This window comes from Imperialibacter sp. EC-SDR9 (assembly GCF_902498805.1).
In the GTDB taxonomy this organism is placed as follows: Bacteria; Bacteroidota; Bacteroidia; order Cytophagales; family Cyclobacteriaceae; genus Imperialibacter.
Genome location: NZ_LR701637.1, coordinates 55,487 through 81,462, shown reverse-complemented (window position 1 = coordinate 81,462; position 25,976 = coordinate 55,487). Strand labels below are relative to the sequence as shown.

Annotated in this window: 21 protein-coding genes; 13 read left to right on the top strand and 8 right to left on the bottom strand. The window is 47.5% G+C overall.

What is annotated here, in order from left to right; all coding sequences use genetic code 11:
• Positions 1-23 precede the first annotated feature (23 nt).
• Positions 24-1,448 carry an amidohydrolase gene (locus tag GC130_RS25790; RefSeq protein WP_152001258.1) on the bottom strand — a complete coding sequence of 475 codons (1,425 nt, stop codon included), beginning with the start codon at positions 1,446-1,448 and terminating at the stop codon, positions 24-26.
• A 153-nt stretch (positions 1,449-1,601) separates the two neighbouring features.
• Here GC130_RS25790 and GC130_RS25785 point away from each other — a divergent pair, with 153 nt between their 5' ends.
• On the top strand, positions 1,602-3,977 hold the full coding sequence (locus GC130_RS25785) for an ABC transporter permease (protein ID WP_152001257.1): 2,376 nt from the start codon (positions 1,602-1,604) through the stop codon (positions 3,975-3,977).
• A gap of 570 nt (positions 3,978-4,547) precedes the next feature.
• Here GC130_RS25785 and GC130_RS25780 read toward each other — a convergent pair.
• Entirely contained in the window at positions 4,548-6,944 is a 2,397-nt protein-coding gene (locus tag GC130_RS25780; RefSeq protein ID WP_152001256.1) for a penicillin acylase family protein, read from the bottom strand.
• A gap of 292 nt (positions 6,945-7,236) precedes the next feature.
• Between GC130_RS25780 and GC130_RS25775 the strand changes: the two genes are divergently transcribed.
• On the top strand, positions 7,237-8,556 hold the full coding sequence (locus tag GC130_RS25775) for an amidohydrolase (RefSeq protein ID WP_152001255.1): 1,320 nt from the start codon (positions 7,237-7,239) through the stop codon (positions 8,554-8,556).
• Between the two features lie 84 nt (positions 8,557-8,640).
• Positions 8,641-9,405 (top strand): arylamine N-acetyltransferase, encoded by a 765-nt coding sequence (locus tag GC130_RS25770; protein ID WP_152001254.1) that lies wholly within the window; start codon positions 8,641-8,643, stop codon positions 9,403-9,405.
• On the opposite strand, the gene GC130_RS25765 is transcribed toward GC130_RS25770, so the two are convergent.
• Both GC130_RS25765 and GC130_RS25760 read right to left on the bottom strand, forming a co-directional pair.
• Entirely contained in the window at positions 9,395-10,258 is an 864-nt protein-coding gene (locus tag GC130_RS25765) for a hypothetical protein (RefSeq protein ID WP_152001253.1), read from the bottom strand. The genes GC130_RS25770 and GC130_RS25765 overlap by 11 nt on opposite strands.
• 201 nt (positions 10,259-10,459) lie before the next feature.
• Positions 10,460-10,855 (bottom strand): TerB family tellurite resistance protein, encoded by a 396-nt coding sequence (locus GC130_RS25760; RefSeq protein WP_152001252.1) that lies wholly within the window; start codon positions 10,853-10,855, stop codon positions 10,460-10,462.
• 427 nt (positions 10,856-11,282) lie between these two features.
• Here GC130_RS25760 and GC130_RS25755 point away from each other — a divergent pair, with 427 nt between their 5' ends.
• The 5 genes from GC130_RS25755 (at position 11,283) to GC130_RS25735 (ending at position 17,767) form a co-directional block, all read left to right on the top strand.
• Positions 11,283-11,948, top strand: a complete 666-nt coding sequence (locus tag GC130_RS25755) for a TIGR02594 family protein (RefSeq protein ID WP_152001251.1) — start codon at positions 11,283-11,285, stop codon at positions 11,946-11,948.
• Positions 11,949-11,959: 11 nt separating this feature from the next.
• Positions 11,960-12,979 carry a patatin-like phospholipase family protein gene (locus tag GC130_RS25750; protein WP_152001250.1) on the top strand — a complete coding sequence of 340 codons (1,020 nt, stop codon included), beginning with the start codon at positions 11,960-11,962 and terminating at the stop codon, positions 12,977-12,979.
• Positions 12,980-13,050: 71 nt separating this feature from the next.
• Positions 13,051-15,936 (top strand): P-loop NTPase fold protein, encoded by a 2,886-nt coding sequence (locus tag GC130_RS25745; RefSeq protein ID WP_152001249.1) that lies wholly within the window; start codon positions 13,051-13,053, stop codon positions 15,934-15,936.
• Positions 15,937-16,163: 227 nt separating this feature from the next.
• Positions 16,164-17,042 (top strand): PIG-L deacetylase family protein, encoded by an 879-nt coding sequence (locus tag GC130_RS25740; protein ID WP_152001248.1) that lies wholly within the window; start codon positions 16,164-16,166, stop codon positions 17,040-17,042.
• A 35-nt stretch (positions 17,043-17,077) separates the two neighbouring features.
• A complete protein-coding gene (locus tag GC130_RS25735) occupies positions 17,078-17,767 on the top strand; it encodes a hypothetical protein (protein ID WP_152001247.1) in 690 nt (229 codons plus the stop codon).
• 9 nt (positions 17,768-17,776) lie between these two features.
• On the opposite strand, the gene GC130_RS25730 is transcribed toward GC130_RS25735, so the two are convergent.
• From GC130_RS25730 to GC130_RS25720, 3 genes are read right to left on the bottom strand one after another with little or no spacing between them, the layout of a single operon-like run.
• On the bottom strand, positions 17,777-18,196 hold the full coding sequence (locus GC130_RS25730) for a hypothetical protein (protein ID WP_152001246.1): 420 nt from the start codon (positions 18,194-18,196) through the stop codon (positions 17,777-17,779).
• A 58-nt stretch (positions 18,197-18,254) separates the two neighbouring features.
• Positions 18,255-18,863 (bottom strand): DUF3592 domain-containing protein, encoded by a 609-nt coding sequence (locus GC130_RS25725; protein WP_152001245.1) that lies wholly within the window; start codon positions 18,861-18,863, stop codon positions 18,255-18,257.
• 37 nt (positions 18,864-18,900) lie between these two features.
• Positions 18,901-19,587 (bottom strand): YhfC family glutamic-type intramembrane protease, encoded by a 687-nt coding sequence (locus GC130_RS25720; RefSeq protein ID WP_152001244.1) that lies wholly within the window; start codon positions 19,585-19,587, stop codon positions 18,901-18,903.
• 55 nt (positions 19,588-19,642) lie between these two features.
• On the opposite strand from GC130_RS25720, the gene GC130_RS25715 reads away from it, so the two are divergent.
• From GC130_RS25715 to GC130_RS25695, 5 genes are all read left to right on the top strand, one after another.
• On the top strand, positions 19,643-20,191 hold the full coding sequence (locus tag GC130_RS25715; RefSeq protein ID WP_152001243.1) for a hypothetical protein: 549 nt from the start codon (positions 19,643-19,645) through the stop codon (positions 20,189-20,191).
• Positions 20,192-20,341: 150 nt separating this feature from the next.
• Positions 20,342-20,839, top strand: a complete 498-nt coding sequence (locus GC130_RS25710) for a hypothetical protein (RefSeq protein ID WP_152001242.1) — start codon at positions 20,342-20,344, stop codon at positions 20,837-20,839.
• A gap of 64 nt (positions 20,840-20,903) precedes the next feature.
• The gene (locus tag GC130_RS25705) at positions 20,904-21,311 is read left to right on the top strand and encodes a hypothetical protein (protein WP_152001241.1); all 408 of its coding nucleotides are present in this window, start codon (positions 20,904-20,906) and stop codon (positions 21,309-21,311) included.
• Positions 21,304-23,409: an OmpA family protein gene (locus GC130_RS25700; RefSeq protein ID WP_152001240.1), complete on the top strand. Its 2,106-nt coding sequence runs from the start codon at positions 21,304-21,306 to the stop codon at positions 23,407-23,409. Before GC130_RS25705 ends, GC130_RS25700 begins: the two co-directional genes overlap by 8 nt.
• A 224-nt stretch (positions 23,410-23,633) precedes the next feature.
• Positions 23,634-25,328, top strand: coding sequence for an amidohydrolase (locus GC130_RS25695; RefSeq protein WP_152001239.1), 1,695 nt, complete (start codon positions 23,634-23,636; stop codon positions 25,326-25,328).
• 354 nt (positions 25,329-25,682) lie between these two features.
• Here the strand turns inward: GC130_RS25695 and GC130_RS25690 are convergent, their stop codons facing one another.
• Positions 25,683-25,976 carry a type II toxin-antitoxin system RelE/ParE family toxin gene (locus GC130_RS25690; RefSeq protein ID WP_152001238.1) on the bottom strand — a complete coding sequence of 98 codons (294 nt, stop codon included), beginning with the start codon at positions 25,974-25,976 and terminating at the stop codon, positions 25,683-25,685.

Sequence of the window (25,976 nt, the reverse complement as noted above, 5' to 3'; positions counted from 1 at the left end):
GAAAAAGCACCCAATTCAAAAAGTTATTTTCTGTAGTCTAGTGCCGGCGGTCTATTGCCCAACAAAGGGTCGTAGACAAAGTTAGCGCCTCTTTTGGTGTTAAACTCTGTCTTTGCCTCCTCAAGTACTTTAGGGGATTTGAACAGATCGTAGCCTGTGATGGCCATCGCCTTTGCAGCCACCATCATTCCCTTAATGCCGATTGACGTGCCGCCACTGGCAACCGCCTGCCAGCTATGGGCTGCTGTGCCTGGTACCCAGGTAGCCGTAACCAGGCCTACGGTGGGCACGTTCCAGCTAACATCGCCTACATCGGTAGAAGCGCTTCCAGCCCTCATCTCATACGGCATGATTTTTTGAGTGTAGTCTAATGACATGGCGCTCTTGTCGAGTGTGGCAGAAAGCTTTTCAGCAAACGCTTTTTCCTCAGCAGAGTAAGTGTAGCCTCCTACTTTTTCCAGGTTAGTCTGCATTATTTTGGCCAGCGTTTCGTTGGGCAGCAGGCTGTACACGCCTCCGGTTACTTCTATTTCGACCCTCGTATCTGTGCCAAGAGCAGCCCCTTTAGCGGCGTTTTCCAAGCGGTTCCACATGTCCTTCACTTCGTCATTGTCTTTATGGCGAACATAATAGTAGGCCTCCGCAAAGTCTGGGACAACGTTCGGTGCTGTGCCGCCATTGGTAATCACGTAATGTATCCTTGCATCCTCTTTAATGTGCTCTCTCATCATGTTCACCATCATGTCCATAGCTTCCACGGCGTCCAAAGCTGACCGTCCTCTTTCGGGAGCCGCCGCCGCATGAGAGGCAATTCCATAGAACCTGAACTTGCCAGTTTTGTTGGCCAATGATGTACCAGGGCTGGCGCTGTTCACACTTGCGGGGTGCCAGTTAATGACTGCATCCACATCGTTGAATAAGCCTTCTCTCACCATGTACACCTTTCCTGAGCCACCCTCCTCGGCAGGCGTGCCATAAAATCTGATGGTTCCCGAAGTTTTGGAGGAAGCCAGCCAATCCTTAAGAGAAATAGCAGCAGCGGCAGATGCCACCCCAAACAAATGATGCCCGCATGCATGGCCAGCTATTCCCCCCTCTATCGGGGACTTCTCCGGTACAGCCGCCTGGCTAAGTCCTGGCAGGGCATCAAATTCGCCAAGTATGGCTATCACGGGTTTGCCATTTCCGAAACTAGCCGTGAAAGCAGTTGGAATGCCGGCAACGCCGCTTTCGACCGTGAAGCCTGCGTCAGCCAAAACCTTTTGCAAAGCCTCTGAGCTCTTGTATTCCTGATAGCCAACTTCAGCGTAAGACCAGATGTCCAGAGCAGTTTTACTGTATAAATCCTCTTTCTGATCAATGCTCCGGATAATGTTATCCTTGTCTTTTTGAGCAAAGCCTGTTACGGCTAACGACAAAAGAAAAAAGACTGGTAGAATCCTCTTCATGGTAGATGGGTTTAATTGATTGGATAAAATAAGCAGGAAAAGCGGCACCAAAAAATAGCACTTTGGTCTGTGGTCGAAAAAGTAAATACAAGGCGCCAATGCAACCCCTGGCATATTTTGGCGTCATTAATTTATTTCCATCAAAGACTCGTCATGTTTAAGAACTACCTCAAACTCACCGTCCGAAACTTGCGTCGCAACAAGCTTTACGTTTTCATCAACGTGCTGGGGCTTGGAATCTCCATGGCCTGCTGCATCATCGCCTACCTGAATACCCGGTTTGCCTATGATTTTGACAAGCAGCATGTTAACAGGGAAAACATCTACAAAGTGCAAATCAACAAAGACGTGCAGGGGCAACCTGTTCCCTATGGCATCACGCCTGTTGCATTGGGGCCAAGAATAGCTCAAGACATCCCCCAGGTAGATGAAGTTGTGAGGGTTACAGGTGATTCTTATATTTTAAAGGTCGACCGAAAGGTTTTCAACAGGCATATCACTTTTGCAGACCCTAACTTCTTTGACGTTTTCTCTTTCAAAGTGAAGGAGGGCTCTTTTGATAATTTTTATAATAAATCGCAGCTTCTTCTTTCTGAAGAAATGGCGACAGCTTATTTCGGCAACGAAAGTGCCACTGGTCAAATCATTACCCTGGTAACTGCCGATGAAAAAACCAGAGAGTTCATCGTCGGCGGCGTGCTCGAAAGCATGCCTGAGAACTCAACCTTTCAGTTTGATGCCATCACCGTTTTCGAAAACTTTCTGGATCTCAACGAAATAGCCGACAATAGCTGGAGAAGCTTTGTAGGGGGCACATTTCTCTTCTCAAAAAATGGTTTTGCTCCTGATCAGGTTTCGACGCTTCTTTCCAAATATGTGCCGGAACAAAACCAAGCCCGGCCTGATTGGCTGATAGGATCGTTTTACTTGGAGCATATGCCAGACATGCCTTTTTCCGGCCGGGATATCTATTCCTACTGGTTTCCGCAGGCGATGCATCCGGCAGCCATCATTGCTCCGATCGTAATGTCGGCACTCATACTTCTCATCGCATGCTTCAATTTTACCAACACCTCCATAGCTACTTCCAGCAAGCGGCTTAAGGAGATCGGCATCAGAAAAGTAATTGGCGGCAACAGGCAACAACTCATCACCCAGTTTATGGCTGAAAACCTTGCTCTCTGCTTATTGGCTATTGTAGTTGCTCTGGGCCTCGCTTCTTTTCTCGTTCCTGCTTACAGCGCTATGTGGGAGGGGATGACGCTGATACTCGACCTCTCGCAAAATACCGAGATTTACCTGTTTCTAGTTGGCCTCATGGTAATCACAGCAATAATCGCTGGCGCCTATCCATCCATTTATGTGAGCCGCTACGAACCAGTGAAGATCTTGAGAGGCAACCTGAAAGTAGGTACCACAAGTTCTCTTTCACGAGGGCTGTTGATGATGCAATTTGGCTTCACCATTATGGCCCTGGTGGCAAGTATGGCCTTTTATCAAAATGCCATTTTTCAGGAGAATGCCGATATGGGGTTTGAAAAGGAAAGCGTAATAGGCGCCAGGGTGAGCTCGCTACAGGAGTACACCACGCTACGGTCGGTGATGGAAAAGAACCCTGATGTCATTAGCATGTCGGCATCTGGCAGTCATATAGGTTTTTGGAATTATGGAAGAACTATCAAATCGGGTGATGTCGAACGGGAAGTAATGATGATGGACTTTGGGCCTGAGTACTTCGAAACCATGGATTTGAAAATGGCAGAAGGGAGGCCCTTTGGAAAAGACCTTGCAGAAAGCGACAGAGTTAGCTCTATCATCGTCAACGAAAAGTTTGTAGAGGCATTTGGGTGGAAAGAAGCGATAGGCCAAAGAGTATCCATCAGCGATACGCTCCACTTAACTGTGGTTGGCGTGATCAAAAATTTCTATTCCGACAACTTCTTTTCCCCTATTGAGCCCTATGCTTTCAGGCTTTCCCGTGAAGATAATGTCAACTTTCTCATCGCCAGAGTAGCCAGTGATAAAATTGTGGAGAGTTACAAGGCCATGGAACAAAGCTGGCTGGATTTGTTTCCAGACAAGCCTTTCAACGGCTTTTACCAGGAGGATACCCTCAAAGAAGCCCAGGAAGTCAATGCAAATATTGTCATCATCTTCGTTTTTCTTGGCGTCGTCAGCGTGTTGCTGTCGGTGATTGGCCTATTTACCCTCATATCACTTAATGTGATCAAGCGGGTGAAAGAGATAGGCATAAGAAAGGTGATGGGGGCCGAAATTCCGCAGATTCTTTGGCTCATTAGCAAAAGCTTTCTTTTAATGGTGGTGGTAGCCAGCGCCTTGGGTGCAGTAGGCGGCTACTATCTTACTGACATGCTGATCGAGTCCATTTTTAAGTTCTACAAACCAATTGGCCTGGTCAGCTTTCTTGTACCGTTTCTTATCATAACGACCATTGCAGGATCCACCTCCTTTCTCAGAGTTTTTGCAGCAGCAAGGAAAAATCCGGTTGACAGTTTGAGGTACGAATAGGCTGGCCACAGGAGCAGGTGATCCCTACCTAAACCGACCTCTTTTGACCAAACCTTACATTTCGACAAAGTTGGGTGCATTGATTTAGTGATTTATGCCAAAAATCACTAAATCAAAGGCTTTGTACACTTTAACCATCGTCATGCAACCTTCTGAAAAAGAGGTGAATAAATTATTTTTATTATGCAATGCTTCACATAAGTTGAAGCAAACGATTGCAATGAATTATTTTGAATATTTCTTACATTATTTATAATTATTCTGTTTGTATTAGTAATTTTGCACTGAAACAAAACGATGTGCTGTTTCGTTATGGTAATTGTAATATTAAGAGTGAGGTGTTTATGAATTTCGGCGCAACGCTAAACAACAATGGTTGGCAACAGTCAACAGGAAATAAGAAGACGAAGGGAGTTATTAAAATGTTTGGTTCCAGAAAAAATGTTTCGGCCCTTGTGGCTATTCTTTTAGGAGTACTAATCGTGTCTTTAGCGATCAATGTTAAAGAGACTCCACAATCTCAGGCAAAGGTTTACTCTCAAATGAAGTAAACCGATAGGTTACCGGCAGCTATTCTTTGTCGGGAAGAAGCATAAGGAGCTTGCCACTAGCGGTGAGCTCTTTTTTGTTAATGGCCATCTTCCGGAATTTCCCTTCTACATACATTTGCGCCTGGTCGTCGTAGTGTCTGCTGTGAAAAACGCCGCTCTGACCAGTGGGCAAAATGCTCTCCGAGTTTTCTATGTCTGAAAAATCAACAACTCGCCGTGTACTTGGCCCAAACGACACCCTGTACTTGTTTTTGTTTGTGATAGGATAACCCCAGTTGTTGATAACCTCCTCGCCCGAAGAAACATGGAAATCGCCTACATTTAAAACCTTTCCCAGCAGTGGAACCACACCCAGGGCATGGTTATGTGTCAGCGTATGGATATTCTCCCATTTCCATTTATCGACATTCTTCCCCAGCTCATCTTCCAGCGAGGCCACTGCGCTTACAAGTGCTCCGTAAATCACATCCTGCCGGGGTTCAACAGCTTTCTTGTCGGCATTGTACCACCAGGAAGAGCTATCGTTGGCAATGAGAAGCGGAAAGGTTCGCTTCCTGAGGTCAGTTGACATGAAGAGGTCAAACTTGTCCTGGCCAAGCTCATCCTTCATTGCTTTTTCTAAAATGGTGTAAAGCCACCTGGTGTAAATAATTGGGGCAGCACTTTGGCCGTCAAATTTGCCGTCCCAGGCTTGCAGCAGCTCGAGTGCTTTTTGATCATTTCCTGCTAAAGATGCGTTCTCCATTGCCGATAGCAGCACACCAATATTTTGAACCACGGCTGGCGAAGTCTCATCCATCAGCATTTTTTTAACATCCTCGCTATCCCAATCGTTTTTGCTGTCGATCAGTTGCTTTATCCTTCTGGCCCTGTCCTCTGGCAAATAATAGCCCGGGTAATAGTAGCCATTTACGCTGTCAGGCTGGTTGTTGGCAGAAAATACATAGTCTGCTGGCGGGTTCACTGAATGGGGGTTCTCGGCAAAGTCGAAGTAGCCAAGCGGGTCATCTTCCCCTGTGGATCCGTTAAGAGTAGTGAAGGAGTTGACGTGCTCAGGCCGTTTTATCAATCGAGCTGTGGCCCACCACGCCACATTTCCTTTGGCGTCGCCATACATTACGTTGAGGCCGGGTGCATGTATAAGTGAGAGAGCCTCGGTAACATCTCCAGACGACTGCGCATTGTTTAGCTTGCGTGTGGCATCCAGCACCTGATTGGGGAGCTTGTTGTATGTCCACCACATGGCTACAGGATCAGGCCCAACTATCTCACCCAATACTCCATTGACAACGGGGCCGTGGAGGGAGGTTTTCACTTGAAAAACTATGTCTTCCTCGTCTTTAACTTTGATTATTTCCTCCCGATAGTCAAAGCTTTTCCATTCTCCTTTGTACAGGTACTGATTGCTATCGACTTGGTTTTCCGTTTCTCTGAAAAAGTCAACGTCATCATTTTCGAGCATGGTAAGGCCAACGGCCACCTGGCGATTGTGCCCCAAAATTGCGAACGGGTAGCCAGCAAGGTGGTAACCGTACAGCTGAAAATCGGGGGCTTCCAGATAGGCTTCGTACCACACAGAAGGCTGAGAGAACCCTATGTGAGGGTCATTGGCAAAAAGCACCTTGCCCGACTTTGTCTTTGACGGCCCCAATACCCAACCATTGCTGCCTATAAATGGAGAAACAGGTAAGCGGTTAAGCATTTCAAGCAGCTTAGCTGAAGACTTTTCATTCAAGCCAATGGGGTCTCCAAAATAGCTTGGGATCATTTGCCTGGTGGTGTCTGCTTTTAGTCCCAGATCTTTCAGGTAGCTGGCGCCGAGCTCGGCATTAATAAAGCTCACCAGTGGGTCGGTTTTATGTGCCGCCGCAAAACTAAACGACATATAGCCGACAGCGTTATAAATATCCTCCAGGGTAAAAGGTGTTCTTTCAATGCCAAGCAGCTCATATTCCAACGGTGTTGGGCCCTTTTCCAAAAATTCATTGATCCCTCTCAGATAAGCCTCTGCTTCTTTCAGCGTAGGGTTATTGGTTTGAGCTCGCAGCTTCTTCGCCGCCTCCTGCGACGACAGATGTATCCCCAACGTACGGAAAAACTTATCGGTCGGCAAAAGATCTTTCCCAAGTATTTCCGACAACCTCCCTGGCGCAATTCTCCTCACCAGCTCCATTTGAAACAGCCTCTCCTGTGCATGAAGGTAGCCCATGGCAGTGTAGAGATCACTTTTGTTTTCCGCATAGATATGCGGAATGCCATAGCTATCAAACCACACCTCCACTTTGTTTTCAAGCGGGCTTAGGGTTAAGTCGCCCTTGTATTTAGGCTTAATGTGCTGTAGATAAAAATATAAGGAGATCACTAGTAAAATAATCAAGACCAGGATGCCTTTCAGTAGCCTCTTGATGGTTTTCATCTGTATAAAATTTACTTTTTAGCGGCCAGATGGAATAGCCAAAACCTTTTGGAAGCGATAGTCGACTATTCTCCGACTTTATTCATTCCGCTGGGTATGGACTTTCCTTATGGCTATTTCATGGGGGTTGTTTTTTGAAATTTAAGGGTTTTTGAATTTATTCCATCAGACAGCTCACTATTTGCTGAAAAGAGGGGTCTATATTATCTGTCAAATAATGCTTCCGCTAAAAAATTCAAGCGCATAAACGACCACGTTTTTGTCTATCTTCCAAAAGTAAACCAACCCATGTATGAAAAAAACTATATACACTGGCCTTCTGGCCCTGTTAATGCTTACCTGCCAGTCGTGGGTTTCGCCAGCCCCTGCCGGTTCGAAGCTGAAAACAAAAGCCTATCAATTGGCCGAAAAAGTAGAGCCCAAAGTCATCGACTGGAGACACGACATACATGAGCACCCCGAGCTATCAAACAGGGAGTTTAAAACTGCCGAAAAAATTGCAGCCCACTTAAAAAGTCTCGGTATGGAGGTAAAAACCGGTGTGGCTATTACCGGGGTTGTGGGAACACTGGTAGGAGGAAAACCCGGCCCGGTAGTCGCTCTCAGGGCCGACATGGACGCCCTTCCTGTCCCTGAAAGAAATGACCTTCCCTGGAAATCAAAGGTAATGGGTGAGTATAATGGCCAGTCAGTTCACGTGATGCACGCCTGCGGACACGACACCCACGTAGCCATCCTCATGGGCGTTGCCGAAGTGCTGAGCCAAATGAAGAGCGAATTAAAAGGCACTGTGAAGTTCATCTTTCAACCAGCCGAGGAAGGCGCACCCGAAGGTGAAGAGGGTGGCGCCGAACTGATGGTAAAGGAAGGGGTGCTGGAAAACCCCAAAGTGGATGCCATATTCGGCTTACACATCAATTCGGCCACTGAAGTGGGAAGCATTCGCTATAAGCCAGGCGGAGCTTTGGCCAGTGTCAACAGTTTCACTATTAAAGTGAAGGGACGCCAGGCACACGGATCCGCTCCCTGGAGCAGCATCGACCCTGTGGTGACTGCCGCTCAGATCATCAACAATGCCCAAACCATTGTAAGCCGAAATATGATGCTGACCAAGGAAGCTGCCGTTGTCACCTTTGGTAGCATTCATGGCGGGGTGAGGAGCAATATCATTCCCGAAGAGGTAACACTCGTGGGTACCATCAGAGCGCTGGACAATGGCATGAGAGACCAGATTCACGAGAGATTACGCTCCATCGCCACGCATACGGCCGAAGGAATGGGTGCCACCGCCGAAGTAACGATCGACAAGGGATACCCGATTACTTACAACGACCCGGCACTGACTGCAAAGATGCTACCGAGCCTTGAGGAGGTGGCTGGCAAAGAAAATGTGATTTTGTCGGCGGCCAGCACAGGTGCCGAAGACTTTTCATTCTTTCAGGAAAAAGTGCCAGGCTTTTTCATTTTTCTGGGAGGTATGCCAAAGGGGCAAGACGCCTCAAAAGTGGCCTCTCATCACACGCCTGATTTTTATGTAGACGATGAAGGAATGCTGCTGGGTATAAAGTCTCTTTGCGCTCTAACGCTTGACTACATGGAAAGCCCGAAATAGGTTTCAGTCCGGCTGCGGTGGAAAAAACCTACCGCAGCCGGACTCCCTCACAAGGTTTCTCTTTTGAAACAACAGCTTCTTCAAATGGATATTGATAAGTACTTGCACCGGATAGACGTTTCAGCCAGGGAGGCTCCAGGTGCCCGTTTCCTCAAGCACCTTCATTATCAGCATTTACTACATATTCCATTCGAAAACCTTGATATCCACTGGGGCAAGGAAATTCTGCTTGACACTGAAAGGTTGTATAAAAAGATAATTGAGCAAAAGCGAGGCGGTTTCTGCTACGAGCTCAACGGTCTTTTTTACAGTTTGCTTACCCAGCTGGGGTTTACCTGCTACATGGCCTCTGCCAGAATGCCAAAGCCTGACGGAAACCTCTCCCTTGAATTCGAGCACATGTGTATTTTGGTGCAGTTGGCCGGTGAGGTGTTTCTTTGCGACGTGGGTTATGGCAAAGGGCCCGTCTATCCCCTCAAAGTGCTGGAAGAGAATATGCAAATGAGCCTCAACCAATTTTATCGAATCAGGAAGGAAGATGAGGTTGGTTGGTGGCTAGATGAGTCGGATGACGGTCAATCCTTTGAGGAAAAATACCTCTTCTCACCAAAAAGAAGAACACTTATAGAGTTTATCCCCCGTTGCCTTTATCAACAAACTGACCCTGAAAGTCATTTTAGAAATGGAAAAATGATCACGCAGGCCACTCCAGAGGGCCGCAAAACGCTGACGGAAAAAATGTTGATCGTGAACAGTCGAGGGAAAAGAACTGAGCATTACCTCCTCAACGAAGATGACTTTTATATCAAACTGGAAGAACACTTTAATATTCGCCGCTCTACAAATTAGGCTTTAGCTGCGTTACCAATTGATCAAGCCCTTCTTTATAAAAAGCATAAACTCTTTTTTGCTGCTGCGCCAGATTCTCGATGTCACAAAGGGACTCCGCTGTTAACACTGCGCCCAGCCAGTCTTTCTCGTGCCATTTACCATGACTCATAGGTGTGAGCTTGTCTCTGGAAGGGTATGGCCAGGGAGAAAGGTAGAAATATGGCTGATCATAGAATTGATCACCAGGAGACATGCCTATACCAATACTGCTGGTCGTTTCCGGGTCGCCTGTGTCATTCAGAATGATAAGTGCCGCTATGTCGAAATGATGTGGCCAGCACCGTACGTCGGTTGACTGTGGGAACTCCCTTTTCAGCGGCCTCAAAATATGGTCAGCATTATGAAAATACCTCGCAATTTCTTCAAAAGCCTCAGCATCCTTTTGCTCAAATGGCTTTCCATGTGCCGTGGGGTAGTCTGGAATTTCATAGGGAAGATTGATAGCAAATTGGCTCGTGTCCAGACCCAATCCTTCCAACTGCTCTTCGAGCCAAACCATCGACTGCGCCTGGGTTCTCCCTTTGAGGTCATATTCGCCTATCGTCCTTACCTCATCGTCGACTAAATGAATGGTGAGGTTCGCCAGGTCAAGTGAGACCCGAAACTTGGTTGAACCCTCCACCCAATTACCGGCCAGCCTTTGGAATTGCGGCACCCACACGAGGTTGGCATGTTTGTCGTCCTTTGCCTTGGGAAGGTATATTCGCCCCACCACAGACACCTGCTGAACAGCCTGATGCAACTGTTTTCGGGCAACACTCAGGGCCTCAAAATTTTGGTAGGTTAGCGGTTTCCACGCAATGGTATCCATATTCACGACAAGTTAACGAATCGGTTATTGATTCAAAATCAAGCATTTGTTAATTGATTGTCAACAATGCCTTTCGCCGGATGCTGGCGACGTGTCCAACACCTTCGGCCCTCCCTTTGGTGCCATATGGCGTGGCGTTGTTGGCGCACAAAAAAAGCCCGGTCAGTGACGGGCTTTTAATTGGTTATAGGTTAGTTTAGTTTATTTCTTGTATTTCATTGCCTTTTGTCTCAGCAATGCCCTGTCCGATGTAATCGAAGGATCTGAATAGATATTGGCAGAAAGCTCAGAAATCACTTTTCTGGCGAAACCAAGCTTCTCCGCTACATCCTCACAAAACTTGATCTCGCTCAAGAATACCTCATTGTCAATCTTCATCAGCTGCACAACGTTGTAGAGCAGTTCGAACCGATCATCGTCGCTAAGGCTGTCCGGTATATTGAGGTCCAAAGGATTTTCCAGAAGCTCTTCAATTTGCTTATGGCTTAGTCCACCAGATTCACCAATTAAAAAAATCAACTCTCTTTCCTTATCAGCCAAATCATCGTCAGCTGACGCAAGTTGGATTAGTGCACTTATGTGTGTTTTGATACTCATGGATTAAATGTGATTCGTAAATAACTTGTTTTGAGTGGTAAGCCTTTATGCTGTTTCAAATTAAATAAAAACCCTGAAGTACACAACATTCAGTTTGCGGAGAGCCTGTTTAGACTGACAAACCAAGTCACCAGTAAACTGCCTTCCTTACACAATAATAAAACAGATATTCTGATTTTTGACATAAAACATTTGTTTTCATAAGTAAAGCGCCTAAAACAGGTAGCGTTGGGTAACTAATTCTGATTTTTGTAGTATATTCATTCTCTGACCTGTGGAGGTGCTTCCTATGAATAACGGAGCAAGCCTTCATCCTGTAAAAAGGAGAAGTGCTTGCCGGATTCGAGAGAATTTTTTGACCTGATATCCGATATCGGGAGCACCGGCTAAAGATTAATTTTCTGTTACTATTTTTTAAATCAATACCATGCAAGAGCTGATAAAGATCGCTTGTGCTGAGATTGGAGTAAAGGAAATTCCAGGGCAGGCACACAATGCACGCATTCTCCAATACGCCAGTGAGGCCGGATTCCAGGACGTAAAAGACGACGAAACTGCCTGGTGCAGTATTTTTTTGAGCTGGTGCTGCCTGAAGGCAGGCCTCAAGCGGAGCACCAAACTCAATGCCCGGAGCTGGCTGGCGGTCGGCACCGTTACTACCCAGCCCGAGCCCGGAGATATCATCGTTTACTGGCGCAAGGCCATCGAATCGTGGGAAGGCCATGTGGGCATTTACGTGGGCACCTCCTCTGACGGAACCAGATGCTATACACTTGGTGGTAATCAGGCCAACATGGTGTCCATTTCCGGCTTCGATTCCTCCAAGGTGCTTGGCTACCGCAGGCTTACCACCGAAAAACAATTCATTCTCCCTAAGCCTCCTCTCAAAAAGGGCAACAAGGGAGCGGCCGTGGTGCAGCTACAAGATGCCCTGAAAATCGCTGGCTTCGATGCCGGTACTTCCGACGGCTTTTTTGGTGAAAAAACAGCCGAAGCCCTGCGCATGGTGCAAAGCCAGAGCGGCTTCCTCAAAATCGACGGGGTGTATGGCGCAAAAACTAAAGACTACCTCGAATCTCTTCTTCAAGCATAACCTTTCCTACTATGGCAAAAACTATTAAATCAACCTCATTTGGGTTTAGAAACCTCGTATTTGAAGGCGGCGGTGTAAAAGGCATCGCCTATGGCGGTGCGCTCGATGAGCTGCAAAAGCTGGGCATGCTGGATCACCTGCAGCGGGTGGCCGGCACCTCTGCCGGTGCTATCAATGCCTGCACGCTTGCCCTCGGTTGCACGCCTGCCCAGGTAGGCGAGCTCATCAGCACCACCAACTTTGCCGATTTTCAGGATGGCAACGGGCTGATTGGCAACGCTATGCGGATGTTCAGCAAGTTCGGCTGGTACAAAGGCGACGACTTTATGGAATGGATTGGCGAGGTGGTGAAAAAGCAAACAGGTACCAAAGACTTCACTTTCGGCGACCTCGACGACGCCATCAAAGGCGGCAACACGGCCTTCAAATACCTCTACATGGCCGTAACCAATCTGTCGGAACAAAAAGCGGAGGTATTTTCGCATGAAAATGAAGCCCACAAGTCGATCCCTGTCAGAAGGGTGGTGCGCATGTCGATGTCGCTGCCAGTGTTTTTTGCGGCGTTCAAAAATGGCAACAATGTGATGGTCGATGGTGGCGTGAGCTACAACTACCCCGTGAACTTGTTTGACAAGCCTGAGTACGTTTCCAACCCTGTTAACGCCCTGGCCGGTAAGGACGGAAACATCCTCAACATGGAAACGCTCGGCTTCCGGCTCGACAGCAAAGACGTGATCACCTATGCGAAACGTGACTGGGCCACGCCGCCGGCCGATGTCAAAAACCTAAAAACCTATGCCGTGGCCCTGCTCGACTTTATGATGGAGGCCGCCAACAAAGCCCACCTGCAGGGGGAGGACTGGAACAGGACGGTGTTCATTGATACCCTCGACGTACGCACCTCAGATTTCAGCCTGCCTGCCCACAAAATTGAAGAGCTAACGAAAAGCGGTACCAAAGCGGTGAAAGACTATTTCGACTGGCGGTTTATCAAGGCAGAGAGCCCTTGGAAGGATCATCCGGTGGTTTGAAGTTTCGCAACTCAATTAATGCGCAGAAACTATTAAATTCATCGTTATAGAACTGCTTAAACTAGACCTGAATGACGCTTCAAGAAATAGAAGACATAATTCTACTCAGCCTTTACACACAAGACAAATCCAAAAATTACGGGCTTCCTCAAATTCTTGCGAATAATAATATCAACAAGCCTGAACAAGAACTAAAGGACATTGCTGCGGATCTCACTACAAGGGGGTTAATTCAATCCAAGTTATCCCCTAGTCCAGTTGAGGGAAGAATCATTCCAGCGGGAATAAAATATGTGGAGGCCAAACTTCTTCCGGACTACAATTCTTTACAGCTCGAAATTGGTGAAGTACTTGATATTTTAAACCGCTGGGGGTTTAAAAAAGATGCAATTGAGATTAAGGGTAGAATTAATGAGGGGCCACTAACTATTAGTGTAAATTCCATCTCTTCTAAGAAAAAACCTTACTTCTCCTGGATCAGAAATCAGTGGACTTTTAAAATAAATTCTTTTCCAACGATAAAAAGCGAAAGCGTTTTAAGTCATCAGAAAATTCGTTCCGCATTTTCGTTGTGGGCAGAAGCTATCTTTAACATGGGCTCTAAAGAAAATGACTTTGAAGAAACGCTTCACGCACTTTCGATGAATTTCCCGGATAGCAACCTCATCAACCTAGGCTACGATTGCCAGGGAATCACAGGATATGTATTAATTAAGGGAACGCCCGGCACGGTTCCTTTGGTTGAGTTTACGACCGACTTAACTAACAAGAAGGTTTTTTACACAATTTACCCAGACGATACTAATGAGGACTTGAAAGGCAATAGATTAAAAAAAGCTGAGATACAAAAAGATTGGTATGTGTTCACAGACAATCTGGAAGGGACAATACCTCTCCGGCGTTTTCATGGCCCTAAAAAAAGTCCGATTGTCGACCACTTCTATAGCACATCGCCGCACAGCGATGCTTTGAGAAAGGAAGGATATAAAGAGGATAATATCCAGGGGTTCATTTTTGAAAAGGATGGCGAAGGCAGACAACCCCTTTATGTTTATTCTACAAACAGGAGTAAATTGTTCTTTACTCCGATAGAGGAAGCAAGGTTTTTAAAGTTTTATGTTGTCACGTCTGTGCAAGGCGACAAAAACCGAGCTAAATCCATGATATCTAATGGCTTCTGGGAGAACCCATATGTTGATCGTTATCTGGACGTTGTAAAAGGAGTCGGCGTTGGCGACATTCTATTTCTAAAAAGTGTAGCCAAAAATGGACTACTAAAGGTACAAGCAGTTGGGGTGGTGTACGGAAACCCGAGAGACGGTAAAAAGCTTCTGGTTCAGTGGCATTACAAACAGCAATTTAGCTTGGATAATCTTTCAAGACTAAACAACGCAATAGAAGTCCTCAGTGAGGAGGACGCTATTTTGATAATCAGTGCAATTGGGAAAGAGAATTTTGAGAGCATTTTTTTTCCAACGCCATCGACAACAGATTCTCCAAAAGAACCTACTGAGCAAATAAACGAAGTCGTTAGACTTCAGGGCGATGGATCAACTGTTGATGACCAGTTACTCAGAAAACCCTTTGTAAATGCTTTAAAGTCACATATAGAAAGATATTGGAAAGAGACAGATAACCAAGATTCCTATACGATTCACCTGGATGGCGAGTGGGGTAGTGGAAAATCAAGCATTCTAGACATGCTCGAATTAAATCTCCAAGAGGATAAGTGGACTGTCGTTCGTTATAACGCATGGCAAAATCAGCATCTCGAGAAACCTTGGTGGGTTCTTTTATATAAACTATATCAAGCGACTCTTTCATCCGAGTCGATCGAGTTTCGTAGAATGTGCTTAACGTGGTATAACTTTAAGTGGAAGGTAGTTTTGCCAAATAAAGCAGTCCTTTTATCCACTGTCTTAATCGCTTTTGCGCTTTATATTCTATTCAATTCATTTGGGTCTGGCTGGCTATTCTCGTTTGAGCCAACCACCGAGTCTTGGCTAAAAATTGTTGGGCTGTCAATAACCATATTCGGAGGAATTTGGGCCACATCGAACTTTGTTGTGAATACCATTCTTTCTGGGTCTTCCAAGCCAGAAGACAGCTTTTATAAGAAGCTATCTGACCCCATGGATAGCTTGAAGAGCTACTTTAAAAATATCGTTTCTATTTCGAGCAAGAATACAGCGATCTTCATAGACGACCTCGATAGGTGTCGTGAAGGAACTACAGTTGGGCTGCTAGAAGGTATACAAACCCTTTTTAAAGATCAAAAGGTACTCTACATCATTGCTGGTGATGGACAATGGATTTCCACCTGCTTCGAGGTTCACTATTCAGCTTTTAAGCATGACAAAGCTGGTCATTCTCTTGGAGATTCATTCTTAGCCAAGGTATTTCAGATGTCAACAGCCGTACCCACGATGTCGCCAGAAGCCAAAGGACAATATTTGAGGCATCTTCTGAACATAGACACCTCTTCGAACCAAGGTATGAAGAATTCCAACGAAATAGCTGACGAAATCAAGCAAGCCACTTCCGAGACTGAACTCAGTAACATAATACAGGTTAATAAAAATAAGGCTAACGTAAATCAGCAGGCTTTGAGAATCAGTGCATCAGAAAAGCTATCTGAGCTGGATTTAAAAAAAGATATAAGCCATGTTTTGATAGAGCATGAAAATGATCTCGAACCGAACGCTCGAAGTATCAAGCGGTTTATCAACAACTACTCATTAGCAAGAAACTCTCTTTTTTTGGAGGGCAAAACCTTGGCTGACATTTCGCAACCAAGCTTAATCAAATGGCTTATCGTTTCTTCTCGATGGCCCTCATACTCCTACGCATTAAAAAAGAATCCAAATGAACTGGACAATATTAAAAAGACAAATTCTGCCTTCAATAAGTATGTGAAAGGCTGGCTTACAGTTGAATTGATTCAAAAGCTTTCTTAGCCAAGCCAGTATCATAACGCCACCTTCTACCGCTATAATAAAGTCTAACCATTCTCTGCCGGAAATTCTTTACCTTATCCAGCGTCAATTCGATCCGAAACAAAAAGGCGTCGGTCAGGCATGAAGGCTCTTAAAAATGAGCAGACGCTCGTTGGGGAGACCTCTCCCTCCTGCGTCGGTTCGAGGTGACGTGTATTAATGATGATTATGCTTTAAACCACCTACTTATGAAAAAACATCTTCTCACCCTTCTCTTTGCTTTCATTACCATTGGTTTTGCCGCTGCGCAAACAGCCACACCGCTGCGCATCGTGGTGCTGGGCGCCCACCCCGACGACTGCGATCAGGACGAGGGTGGCACTGCCATTCTTTTTGCTAAAATGGGCCACCAGGTCAAATTTGTTTCCCTCACCAATGGAGATGCCGGCCATCAAACTACCGGAGGCGGTGCCCTGGCTAAACGCAGAATTGCCGAAGCACAGGAAGCAGCCCGGCGCTTTGGCATTGCTGAATATGTGGTGCTGGGCAACCATGATGGCGAGCTGGTACCCAGCCTGGATGTTCGCCTGCAGGTAATCAGGGAAATCCGTAAGTGGAATGCCGACATCGTGATTGCTCCCCGGCCCAACGATTACCACCCCGACCATCGTTACACGGGTGTGCTGGTGCAGGATGCTGCCTACATGGTGGCAGTACCCAATATTGCGCCGGAGGTGCCTGCGCTGAAAAAGAACCCCGTTTTCCTTTACGGCTATGATGGCTTTCAGCGCCCTAATCCTTTCCGACCAGATATCGCTGTGGACATTACCGAGGTAACGGAGCAAAAAGGCTATGCGCTGGACGCCCACGTATCGCAGTTTTACGAGTGGCTGCCCTGGATAGGTGGCTATGCCGATCAGGTGCCCGAAGGTGCTGAAGCAAGAAAAGCCTGGCTGACCAAAAAGTCGGTGAGGCCTCCTTCAGCCGAGGCTAAAAAGGCCATTGAAAAGTGGTATGGCAAAGACCGGGTGGCCAAAGCCACCAATGTAGAAACCTTCGAAATCTGCGAATACGGCCGCCAACCCAACGACGAAGAGATAAGGACCCTGTTCCCGATGCTGAAATAACGTGAACTTTTCCGGCAGTCTTCAGTTTCAATGCTATGATGAAGGTGTTGAAGATTGCAGGGATTGTTTTGTTCGGTTTGGTATTGCTGGGAGCTGGTGCTGTTTGGATCGTAAGCGACCCCTTGCCCGAGGAAGAAGAAGGCCCGGAAGCAGAGGCTCTGACTGATAAAATGCTGGCAGCTATCGACTATGATGCCTATCAGCAGATCAAAACACTTTCGTGGACTTTTGCCGGAAGGCATCACTACGTGTGGGACAAGCACGAAAACATTGTCACCGTTCACTGGGACGATGTAGCAGTAGAATTTTCTCCCGACAATTTCGACGGCTCGGCCATTGAAAAAGGGAAGCCGCTCGATGGCGACGAACTGCATGACGCTATTCAAACAGCATGGACGTATTTTGCCAATGATTCATTCTGGCTCGTGGCGCCATTTAAAGTAAGAGACCCCGGCACTGAGCGGCGACTGGTAGAAACAGCGGAGGGGCCTGCACTGCTGGTTACCTACACCTCGGGTGGAGTTACCCCGGGCGATAGCTACCTCTGGCTGCTGGATGAAAACTTCAAACCAAGGGCGTGGAAGCTCTGGGTGAAAATTATCCCCGTTGGGGGAGTAGAATTCAGCTGGGAGAATTGGCAAAACTATGAAGGCACCTGGTTTGCCAGTTCTCGCAATGCCGGTTTTTACCAAATGGAGATAACAGACATTCAGGTAGCCTACTAACCGATAGCTTTACCCTCTGCCCCTGCGCCTTTGACCTCTTTGTGGTCTGTCGCCCCTTCTGTGTGCCCTTTTTTCCTGCAATTGATCGAGCTTGGCCACCTGCTCCTCGGTCAGAACGCTCTTCATCTCTGCTTTTTGCTTGTCATTGATGCTTTTGATCTCATTTCTTTGGGCTTCACGTTCTTCTTTGCCAGCATCCATCACGCCTTTGCGCTCTTCTCCGTATTTTAAGTGAATGGCATAAAGCTCTTCCGACTGCTGGTCGGTGAGATTAAGCTCTTCTTTTAGCCGGGTGGTCATTTCTTGCGCTCTTTCTTCAGGAGTTCTTTGAGCACGATGTTTAGTTTTTGCCGAGCTCTGCTCCTCCTGTGCCATCAGTGTGGTAGCTGCTACCATTACACCGATAAATGTGATTGCTATCCTTTTCATGTTTGTTGTTTTCTAATTAGATACACAAACACACAAAAGGTTTAATGGAGAGATAAAACTATCTGCTCACGGCGTACATGCCACCTCCGATAAAAAGAAAAATAGTGCCAATGAAGGTGAGGATAATGGGCGCTATCCAAAGCTCAAAAATGCCGTCGATTCTTATCTTTTCGTAGCCTTCACTTGTGATCACAAATACTTTTACCGGCTCGCCGATATCGTAGGCCGGGGGAGTGGAGGCCACCGAGCCCTGTACTCTTTGTTTTTTACCCTTGTGGGTAAATTCCACCACGGGTATGGAGCCTCCATCGGAACCGTAGGCAAATTCCGCTACTCTCCCCTGCAATTGCAGTGCATGGTTCAGCTCCTCGTTGGTGTCGTAGGCAATAGCGGCACCGATGGCAAACAGAAGAAAAGCCACACCCAGAAATACCCTGGAAAGAATGTAGAAGACTTTGTCCGGCCTGGAAAAACTGGTACGGACAAAAGGTCTTTTTTGATAGCCACTCCCCGAAAGTGGAACCTCTTTCTCCAAGGCCTCCACAAGTTTTAGTGCGTCCTTAAGCGCCAGGCCAAATTGTTCCTTTACGTACTTAACCGCTTCTAGCTTTTTGCCGTCAGCAATCAGCTGATGTATCTTCAATTTGGTGGTTTCAGGAATATTCATGTTAAAATTTACGACGCTTCTTCCTGGTTGTCAACAGCTAAAGCCCTGTAAGTGGTTTGAACGGCGAAACTTCCTGGTGCATTTTGATGGCTCGTTTTGACAGATAAAGCCCGATAACCAGAGAAACAACGGCACCCAGCCAAATGCCGGGCACATGATCCATGAAAAGAAAATAATCGTAGGCGCCGTGCAAAATGGTGGCAGCCCCCAGTCCAATAAGGCCGAAAGCAGCTTTTTTGTGTTGAAACTTCGCTTTACCCAAAAAGAAACCCATGAGCACCGCAAAAGTAGCATGTGCTGGCACAGCGGTAAACATTCGCATGATGGCAATGCTTACACCGCCCTCAAACACGTAGAAAAGATTCTCCACCGTAGCAAATCCCATGCTCACCATTACTGCGTAGATAATGCCGTCGAAGGGTTCGTTGAATTCTTTGTGTGGATAAAGGAAGTACCTTACGAAAAGATATTTGCTTCCTTCCTCAATAAGTGCTACCATGCCAAAAGCATAAAGTGCCAGGTCTTCAGCGCTGGAGTGATCGAGAGACACAAACTTGTCAGCAATAGCCGAAACTACCAGTGTGAGCACCAGGCTGAGTATGCCAAAAAGAAAGGCCCTGAGCAAAAGCCCTTTCGGCTCTTTTTCGTGCTTGTCTTTGAGGTAGATAAACAAAATAATGGCTACGCCAGGGGCTAAGGCCAATGCCAGCAATGTAAAAATCATGTTGGTTCGCTAGTTCTATTCGTTATCAATATATCAATCAATTGTGTTATCAGCTATGAATTTTTCCAACCGTATCATTATTGCAAGTCTCGCCATGCCTCTCGCAGCCACTATGTTCGGCTGCAGTAAGCTCAACAACCTTGTCACTTTCAAAATGTCGTACACCTCGGAAGTAACGGTGCCTTCTTCTCTTGGTATCAACCTGCCGCTCGATATTCTTACGCCACCTATTTCTACCGATGCCGAATCGCAGTTTAGCGGCAACAACACCAGCAAAAAGCTAGTGAAAGAAATTTATCTGGAAAATGTCGATATTAGTGTAAAAGCTCCTGAAGGCCGGGACCTCAGCTTCTTGTCGTCGTTGCATGTATATATCAATGCTGACGGACTTGACGAAAAGCTGCTTGCGAGTGCAGAAAATATTCCAGACAATGTGGATAACATGCTTTCGCTGCAGACCTCGGGAGAAAATTTCAAGGAGTATATCATTCAGGATACTTATTCGCTACGAGTAAAGGCAGTAACGGACAAAGTGATTTCTGAAGATGTAGAACTAAGCGTTAAGTCTGGATTTAAAGTAAAAGCTGGTTTGTTAAACGACTAAAAGTTGGGCGCCGCCTTTTGGGAGTGCCAAAATTAATGTTAGTTCGGTATAAGAAGCTACGAAAAACCATAATGAACGTCATTGCGGAAATTTTCTTCAGATTTTTTTCTTGATCTGAAGAAAATTATCCGCAATCTCGGCTGGAAACATATGAGACTAACTTACCTTCTGATATTGGTTGTGTTTGTTGGCTGCGCACCCCAGGAGTTGCCGCATCCGGCGCTGAGTCCGCAGGAAGTAGTTCATATCAACTTTCTGGCCTTGCAACAAAACGACTCGCCGGAGTTGGACCACGGCATAGAGATCGCCTGGAACTTTGCCTCACCCACTAACAAAGAAAACACAGGGCCTATTGAGCGATTCAACATCATGGTGCACAACGAAAACTTCAGGCCCCTGATTAATTGCAGGCACTTTGAAATCCGCACTCACTTTCAGGAAAAAAGCGAGGCCGAGTTTCTCGTACTTATCGAAGACAGTGAAGGCGAGGTGCATAGCTATATGGTGTCGTTGTCGCTTCAGAAATACCCTCCTTACGACGACTGTTGGATGATTGATGCAGTAATTCCGATGCGCCTGCCTTCCAAAGATGGGCCAAGGGTAGCGTTTTTCACCACATTCAACTATTGGACTGTACCTTTTCTATAATTTCATTCGTCTTTAGCAGAGGCAAATGGTATGTTGAAGGTCTGCAACACAATGAGCACCCTGAATGGAAGTAGTTACCACAGAAGAAGGAATCAAGTACCTGGAAATTGGCCACGAGCCTGAAAATGGCTGGATAAGGTGCACCTGGTATGGCAATGTTTCAATGGCGTATATCTCGAAGGGCTCTTCGCTCTATTCCACCCTCTTGAAAACGACTGGCTGCTCCAAGCTACTGAACGACAATACCCATTTTGAGGCGAACTGGGTCGCCCTTAACGACGAGCTGGAAAAAGGACGAATGAGAGAAAGTGTTGCCAATGGCTTAAGATATATGGCGCATGTGCATTCTTCTAAGTTTATTACTCGGTTTTCTGCCGTAGATTTGGGAACCAGGGTCAAAGACTTTGAGTTTAAACTTTTTGAACAGCTATCTGAAGCGGAGCAGTGGCTCCATAGTGTTTCCAATGAATAGACATAGCTTATTAGTTGCCGGGCTTTTTTCTCTCCTATGCTTTGGCAGTAGTGTGAAAGCCCAAGAGACTCCCGCCTTACACGAGGTATTTGAAGATAACAGAAATGGCTGGTCGCTGTTTGAGCGGCCTTATGCCAAAAGCACGATTGCCAAAGGGGCCATGTATATGGATGTGGCTGATGGCGACATTGGGTTTTTTAATCAGAAACATTTTCAGCTCGACCCCTCTAAAGACTTCAAGCTGGAGACCATAGTGGAGGTAAGAAATTTCAGAAACGGAAGCTTTGGCCTGGTGTGGGGTGCCGACGAGTACAGCAATTACCAGGCAATGGACATCAGCCAAAATGGCTTTTTTCATATCTACTCTTTCAAAAAGAAAAAGGTAACACCGATTCTACGACCTGACTTCCTGCCGACACCATTAGAGGAGGCTAGGAAGCATACCATCGTGGTGAGAAAGACTGGCAATGAAATTTTCTTTGAGTTTAATGGTCAGTTGCTCGCCCAAGCAAAATTCACGCCGTTTCAGGGCACCTACTTAGGGTTTCACCTCAGAGGCCAGGTGTCTGTAAAGGTTTACGAGTTCAACATATATCAGGAAACTCCCGAGATCAGGCAGGCCGAAAGCACCATTGCCAATACGGTAAAGGAAAACCTCGGCTCGAAAATCAATTCTCAGTATTCCGAAAAGGGAGTTGTTATTTCTGCTGACGGCGCCACATTGTATGTGGCCCGAGGAGAGCACCCTAAGAACTTTGGGAGCCTGAAGAAAGACGACATCTGGTTTTCGGAGAAAGACTCTGTGGGAGAGTGGGCGGAGCTTCAAAACATTGGTGCACCTCTCAACAATAGTGGCAACAACTTCGTGATTTCTGCTGCGCCCGATGGCAACAACCTGCTGGTGGCCAATACCTACCTGCCCGACGGCAGGAACCTTGGCGGCGGCGTGTCGCTCACCAAAAGAAGCCCAACTGGCTGGAGCATTCCCGAAAACCTGGTGATCAACGACTATTACAACAACGCCGACTTCGTAGACTACTGCCTGTCGCCCAACCAGAATGTGCTGGTGATGGCCCTGGAAAGAAACGACACCAAAGGAGACATGGATTTGTATTGCTCTTTTCTTAAAAGCGACAACACCTGGTCAGCCCCCGCCCACATGGGCCAGGAGGTGAACTCATTTGCCATGGATTTTTCACCCTTTATCGCTGCCGACAATGAAACACTCTACTTTTCATCATATGGCCATCCCGGCTACGGCAGTGCCGATATTTTTGTGAGCCGACGCCTCGATGACACCTGGACAAAATGGACCGAACCGGAAAACCTGGGGCCTGACATCAATACTAACACCTGGGAAGCCAACTACACCCTTGACGCTAGGGGCGAATATGCCTACCTGGCATCGGTGCAGCATTCGATGGGCAACAGCGACATTTTCAGAATCCCCCTGCCAGCATCGGCACGGCCCAAGCCGGTAGTGTTGGTCACCGGTATTGTGCTCGACGCCTCTACAGGCCAGCCAATTGAAGCGCAAATAAAATATTTTTCATTGGAAGATCAGGGGAAAGAGCTTGGGCAGGCTTCATCGCATCCGGTCACCGGCCGCTATACCATCATTTTGCCCGCCGGGGGTGTTTATGGGTTCAATGCTGAAAGAGACGGCTATATTCCCGAGAGTGCCAACCTGAACGCCAGCGACATCAACATGTACGCAGAGCTGCAGCAAAATCTGCTGCTGGCCCCCATCAATGTGGGGGCGTCGGTACGGCTTAACAATATTTTCTTCAACACCAATGAGGCTGTTTTGCAGAAAGAGTCCTTTGCAGAGCTCGACAGAATCATCAAGCTGCTCCAGGCCCACCCCAAAATGGAAATTGAAATAGCGGGGCATACCGACAACACAGGGACTGCCGACTACAATCTCAAGTTGTCGCAGGAAAGATCACAGGCGGTGATTGACTATTTGCAAACAAAGGGATTGTCGGGCCGGGCTACGGCGAAAGGCTACGGTGATACCAAGCCAAAAACGAACAACGAAACCGAAGAAGGCAAAAGCCTGAACCGGCGGGTGGAAATTGTGATCCAGAAAATGTAGGTTAGTTAAGGTTCTCTATTTCCCTATTGTAGTTCAAAGGAAAATATTTTTAAACAGGTCGACCCTAGTTCCCGGCTATCATTCTTTGGCAAGCAGCTCCGCTCCCAGGCAATGCATTGGGCGTTACTTAAAAAGGAGGTGCAAACACAAAAGTGCTCACACGCCAGCCGGAAAATACTACAGACTTTCCCTATCTTGCCTTTATCCCCAACACGTCGTTCTCTATGAAATACTTCAGCCTTTTCCTTCTGCTGACTTGCTTTTTTACTACCCAAGCCCAGGAGCAGGTCTATTTTAACGCCAAAATATTTACCGCCAACCCACAGCAGCCTTATGCCGATGCACTGGCCGTGGAGGGGAAGACCATTGTGGCAGTGGGCAACTACGAACAGGTGAAGGCGAAAGTGGGCGGGCAAGCCGAGTGGATTGATTTGCAGGGCGGCTTTGTGATGCCCGGGCTGGTCGACAGCCACAACCACGGCATTGACGGGGGCATGGGGCTGACCAAGGCCAATGTGAACGACCTGTTTCTGGACGTGAACCAAATCCATCAGTTTGCCCTTGAGACACTAACGAAAAAAGAAGGCCTGACGGGCGACGTGCTGGTGATTTATGGCCTGAACATCAGCACCTGGAAAGCGCTGGACAGGGTGATCAAGCTTTTTAACAGCGGGGAGTTCAAAACCCAGCCGGTGTTTCTGCGGGGCTCCGACTGGCATACGGCCTGGGCCAATAAAGCCATGCTGAAACGGGCGGGCGTGACCAAAGCCTACCTGGCATCGCTGACGGGCGACGAGAAAAAGTATTTCGGTGTGGCTGCTGATGGAGAAAGCAATGGGTTTGTTTCGGAAGATGGGCAGCACAAAATTGAGGAAGTGCTGGAGCCCGACACTGACTTCAGTCTGGGGGCCATCAAAGCCATGGAATACAACAATGGCTTTGGCATTACTGCCTTTCTGGATCCCTCCGCAGCCCGGCTGCCCGGCCCGCACGACAATATGCTGGCCTGGTACCAGCGCCTGGAGCAACAAGGCCAACTCACCGCCCACATAGCCGCCACGGTGGTGGCGGAGGTGAATGCCGACCCACACCCGCAGATGGCTGCCGTGAAAGCCCTGCAACAACAATACAATGGCAACAACCTGCAGGTGCTGGGCTTCAAGGTGTTTGCTGACGGCGTGGTGGAGCACCCTACCCACACGGCCGCCCTGTCGCTGCCGTATACCGGCACGAAATCAAAAGGCGTAATGATGATGGATCCGGAAAAGTTTGCCCGGTTTGCCACCCTGGCCGACAACGAAAACCTGCTGGTGCATGTGCATGCCATAGGCGACCAGGCGGTGACCGAAACCCTCAACGGGTTTGAGGCCATGCGGAAGGCCAACAAAAGCATGGCCCTGCCCCACACCATTACCCACTTGCAATTTGTGCAGCCTGCCGACTTCGACCGTTTCGCCAGCCTGAATGTCCTTGCCTCGTTTCAGCTGCTTTGGGCCCTGGGCGACGAGACTACCATTGATATTGTGAAGCCCTATGTGGACCCTTCGATCTACCAATGGATGTATCCGGTGCGGTCGATGCTGCAGGCAGGTGCAACGATATGCGGGGCCAGCGACTGGCCGGTTTCAACAGCCAATCCCTTTGAAGCGATGTACTATGCCGAAACCCGCAAGGGCGCCCTCAGTGTGCTCGACAGCACCCAGCGGATGCCCCGGCAGGCCATGCTGCTGGCCTACACGGCCGAAGCAGCCAAAGCACTAATGCTGGAGCACAGCATTGGCTCGCTGCAGATTGGCAAGTCGGCCGACTTTATCCTGCTCGACCGGGATGTGGAGACGGTGAGCCCGGAGTCGCTGAAGGCCACGCAGGTGCTGTGGACAATGTTTGAGGGGAAGAAGGTGTATGAGGCGGGAAAATAAGGTGCTATTAGCATAATGGCATGAGACCCCGGCTGGGCCAGGGCATTAGCGGTAGCTTAAGGCTGTATGCAAGCACTACAAGCGCAAGTTTCACTACACCCCGTTTCCGCTATCGCTCAAATGAGGGCGATGGGGGTGGGTGGTGCATGATGGTGAAAACCTTTCTGACTATCTGCTGGAGATTGGCGCCGCTTCCAGCCGGGCTAAGCCGTGGAAATGAAAAGCCCTCACATTGCTGGAAGGGTTCTTTGTGTTTATTGCTATTGGTACGAGACTCTGTCCGGGTTCCCCAACCGGGTTCAAACTCGCACCAGCGTTCAGCGCCAGTGGCTGGCTAGCTGCTCGGACTCGGGGCTAATGTCGTGTTTTGATCTTGTCTGGATCCTGCCTCATGCTAAATACGTCAGTCACATAAACTACATCTTCTTTTTGAAGGTAAATGATCTTGTAATTGCCTTCAAGTATAAACCGGTGGCCCTGATTGAGGGGACGAAGTTCTTCAACTATTCGGCCTCTATTAGTTAGGTTGGACAGGGTTTCTGCCCTTAGAAGGATGTTTTCAACTATTCTGTTGGCAATATTTTCCGGGTAACGGCAATAAATCTTTCGGAGGCTTTCCTCTGCTGGATCGGTAAACTCTACTTTCAT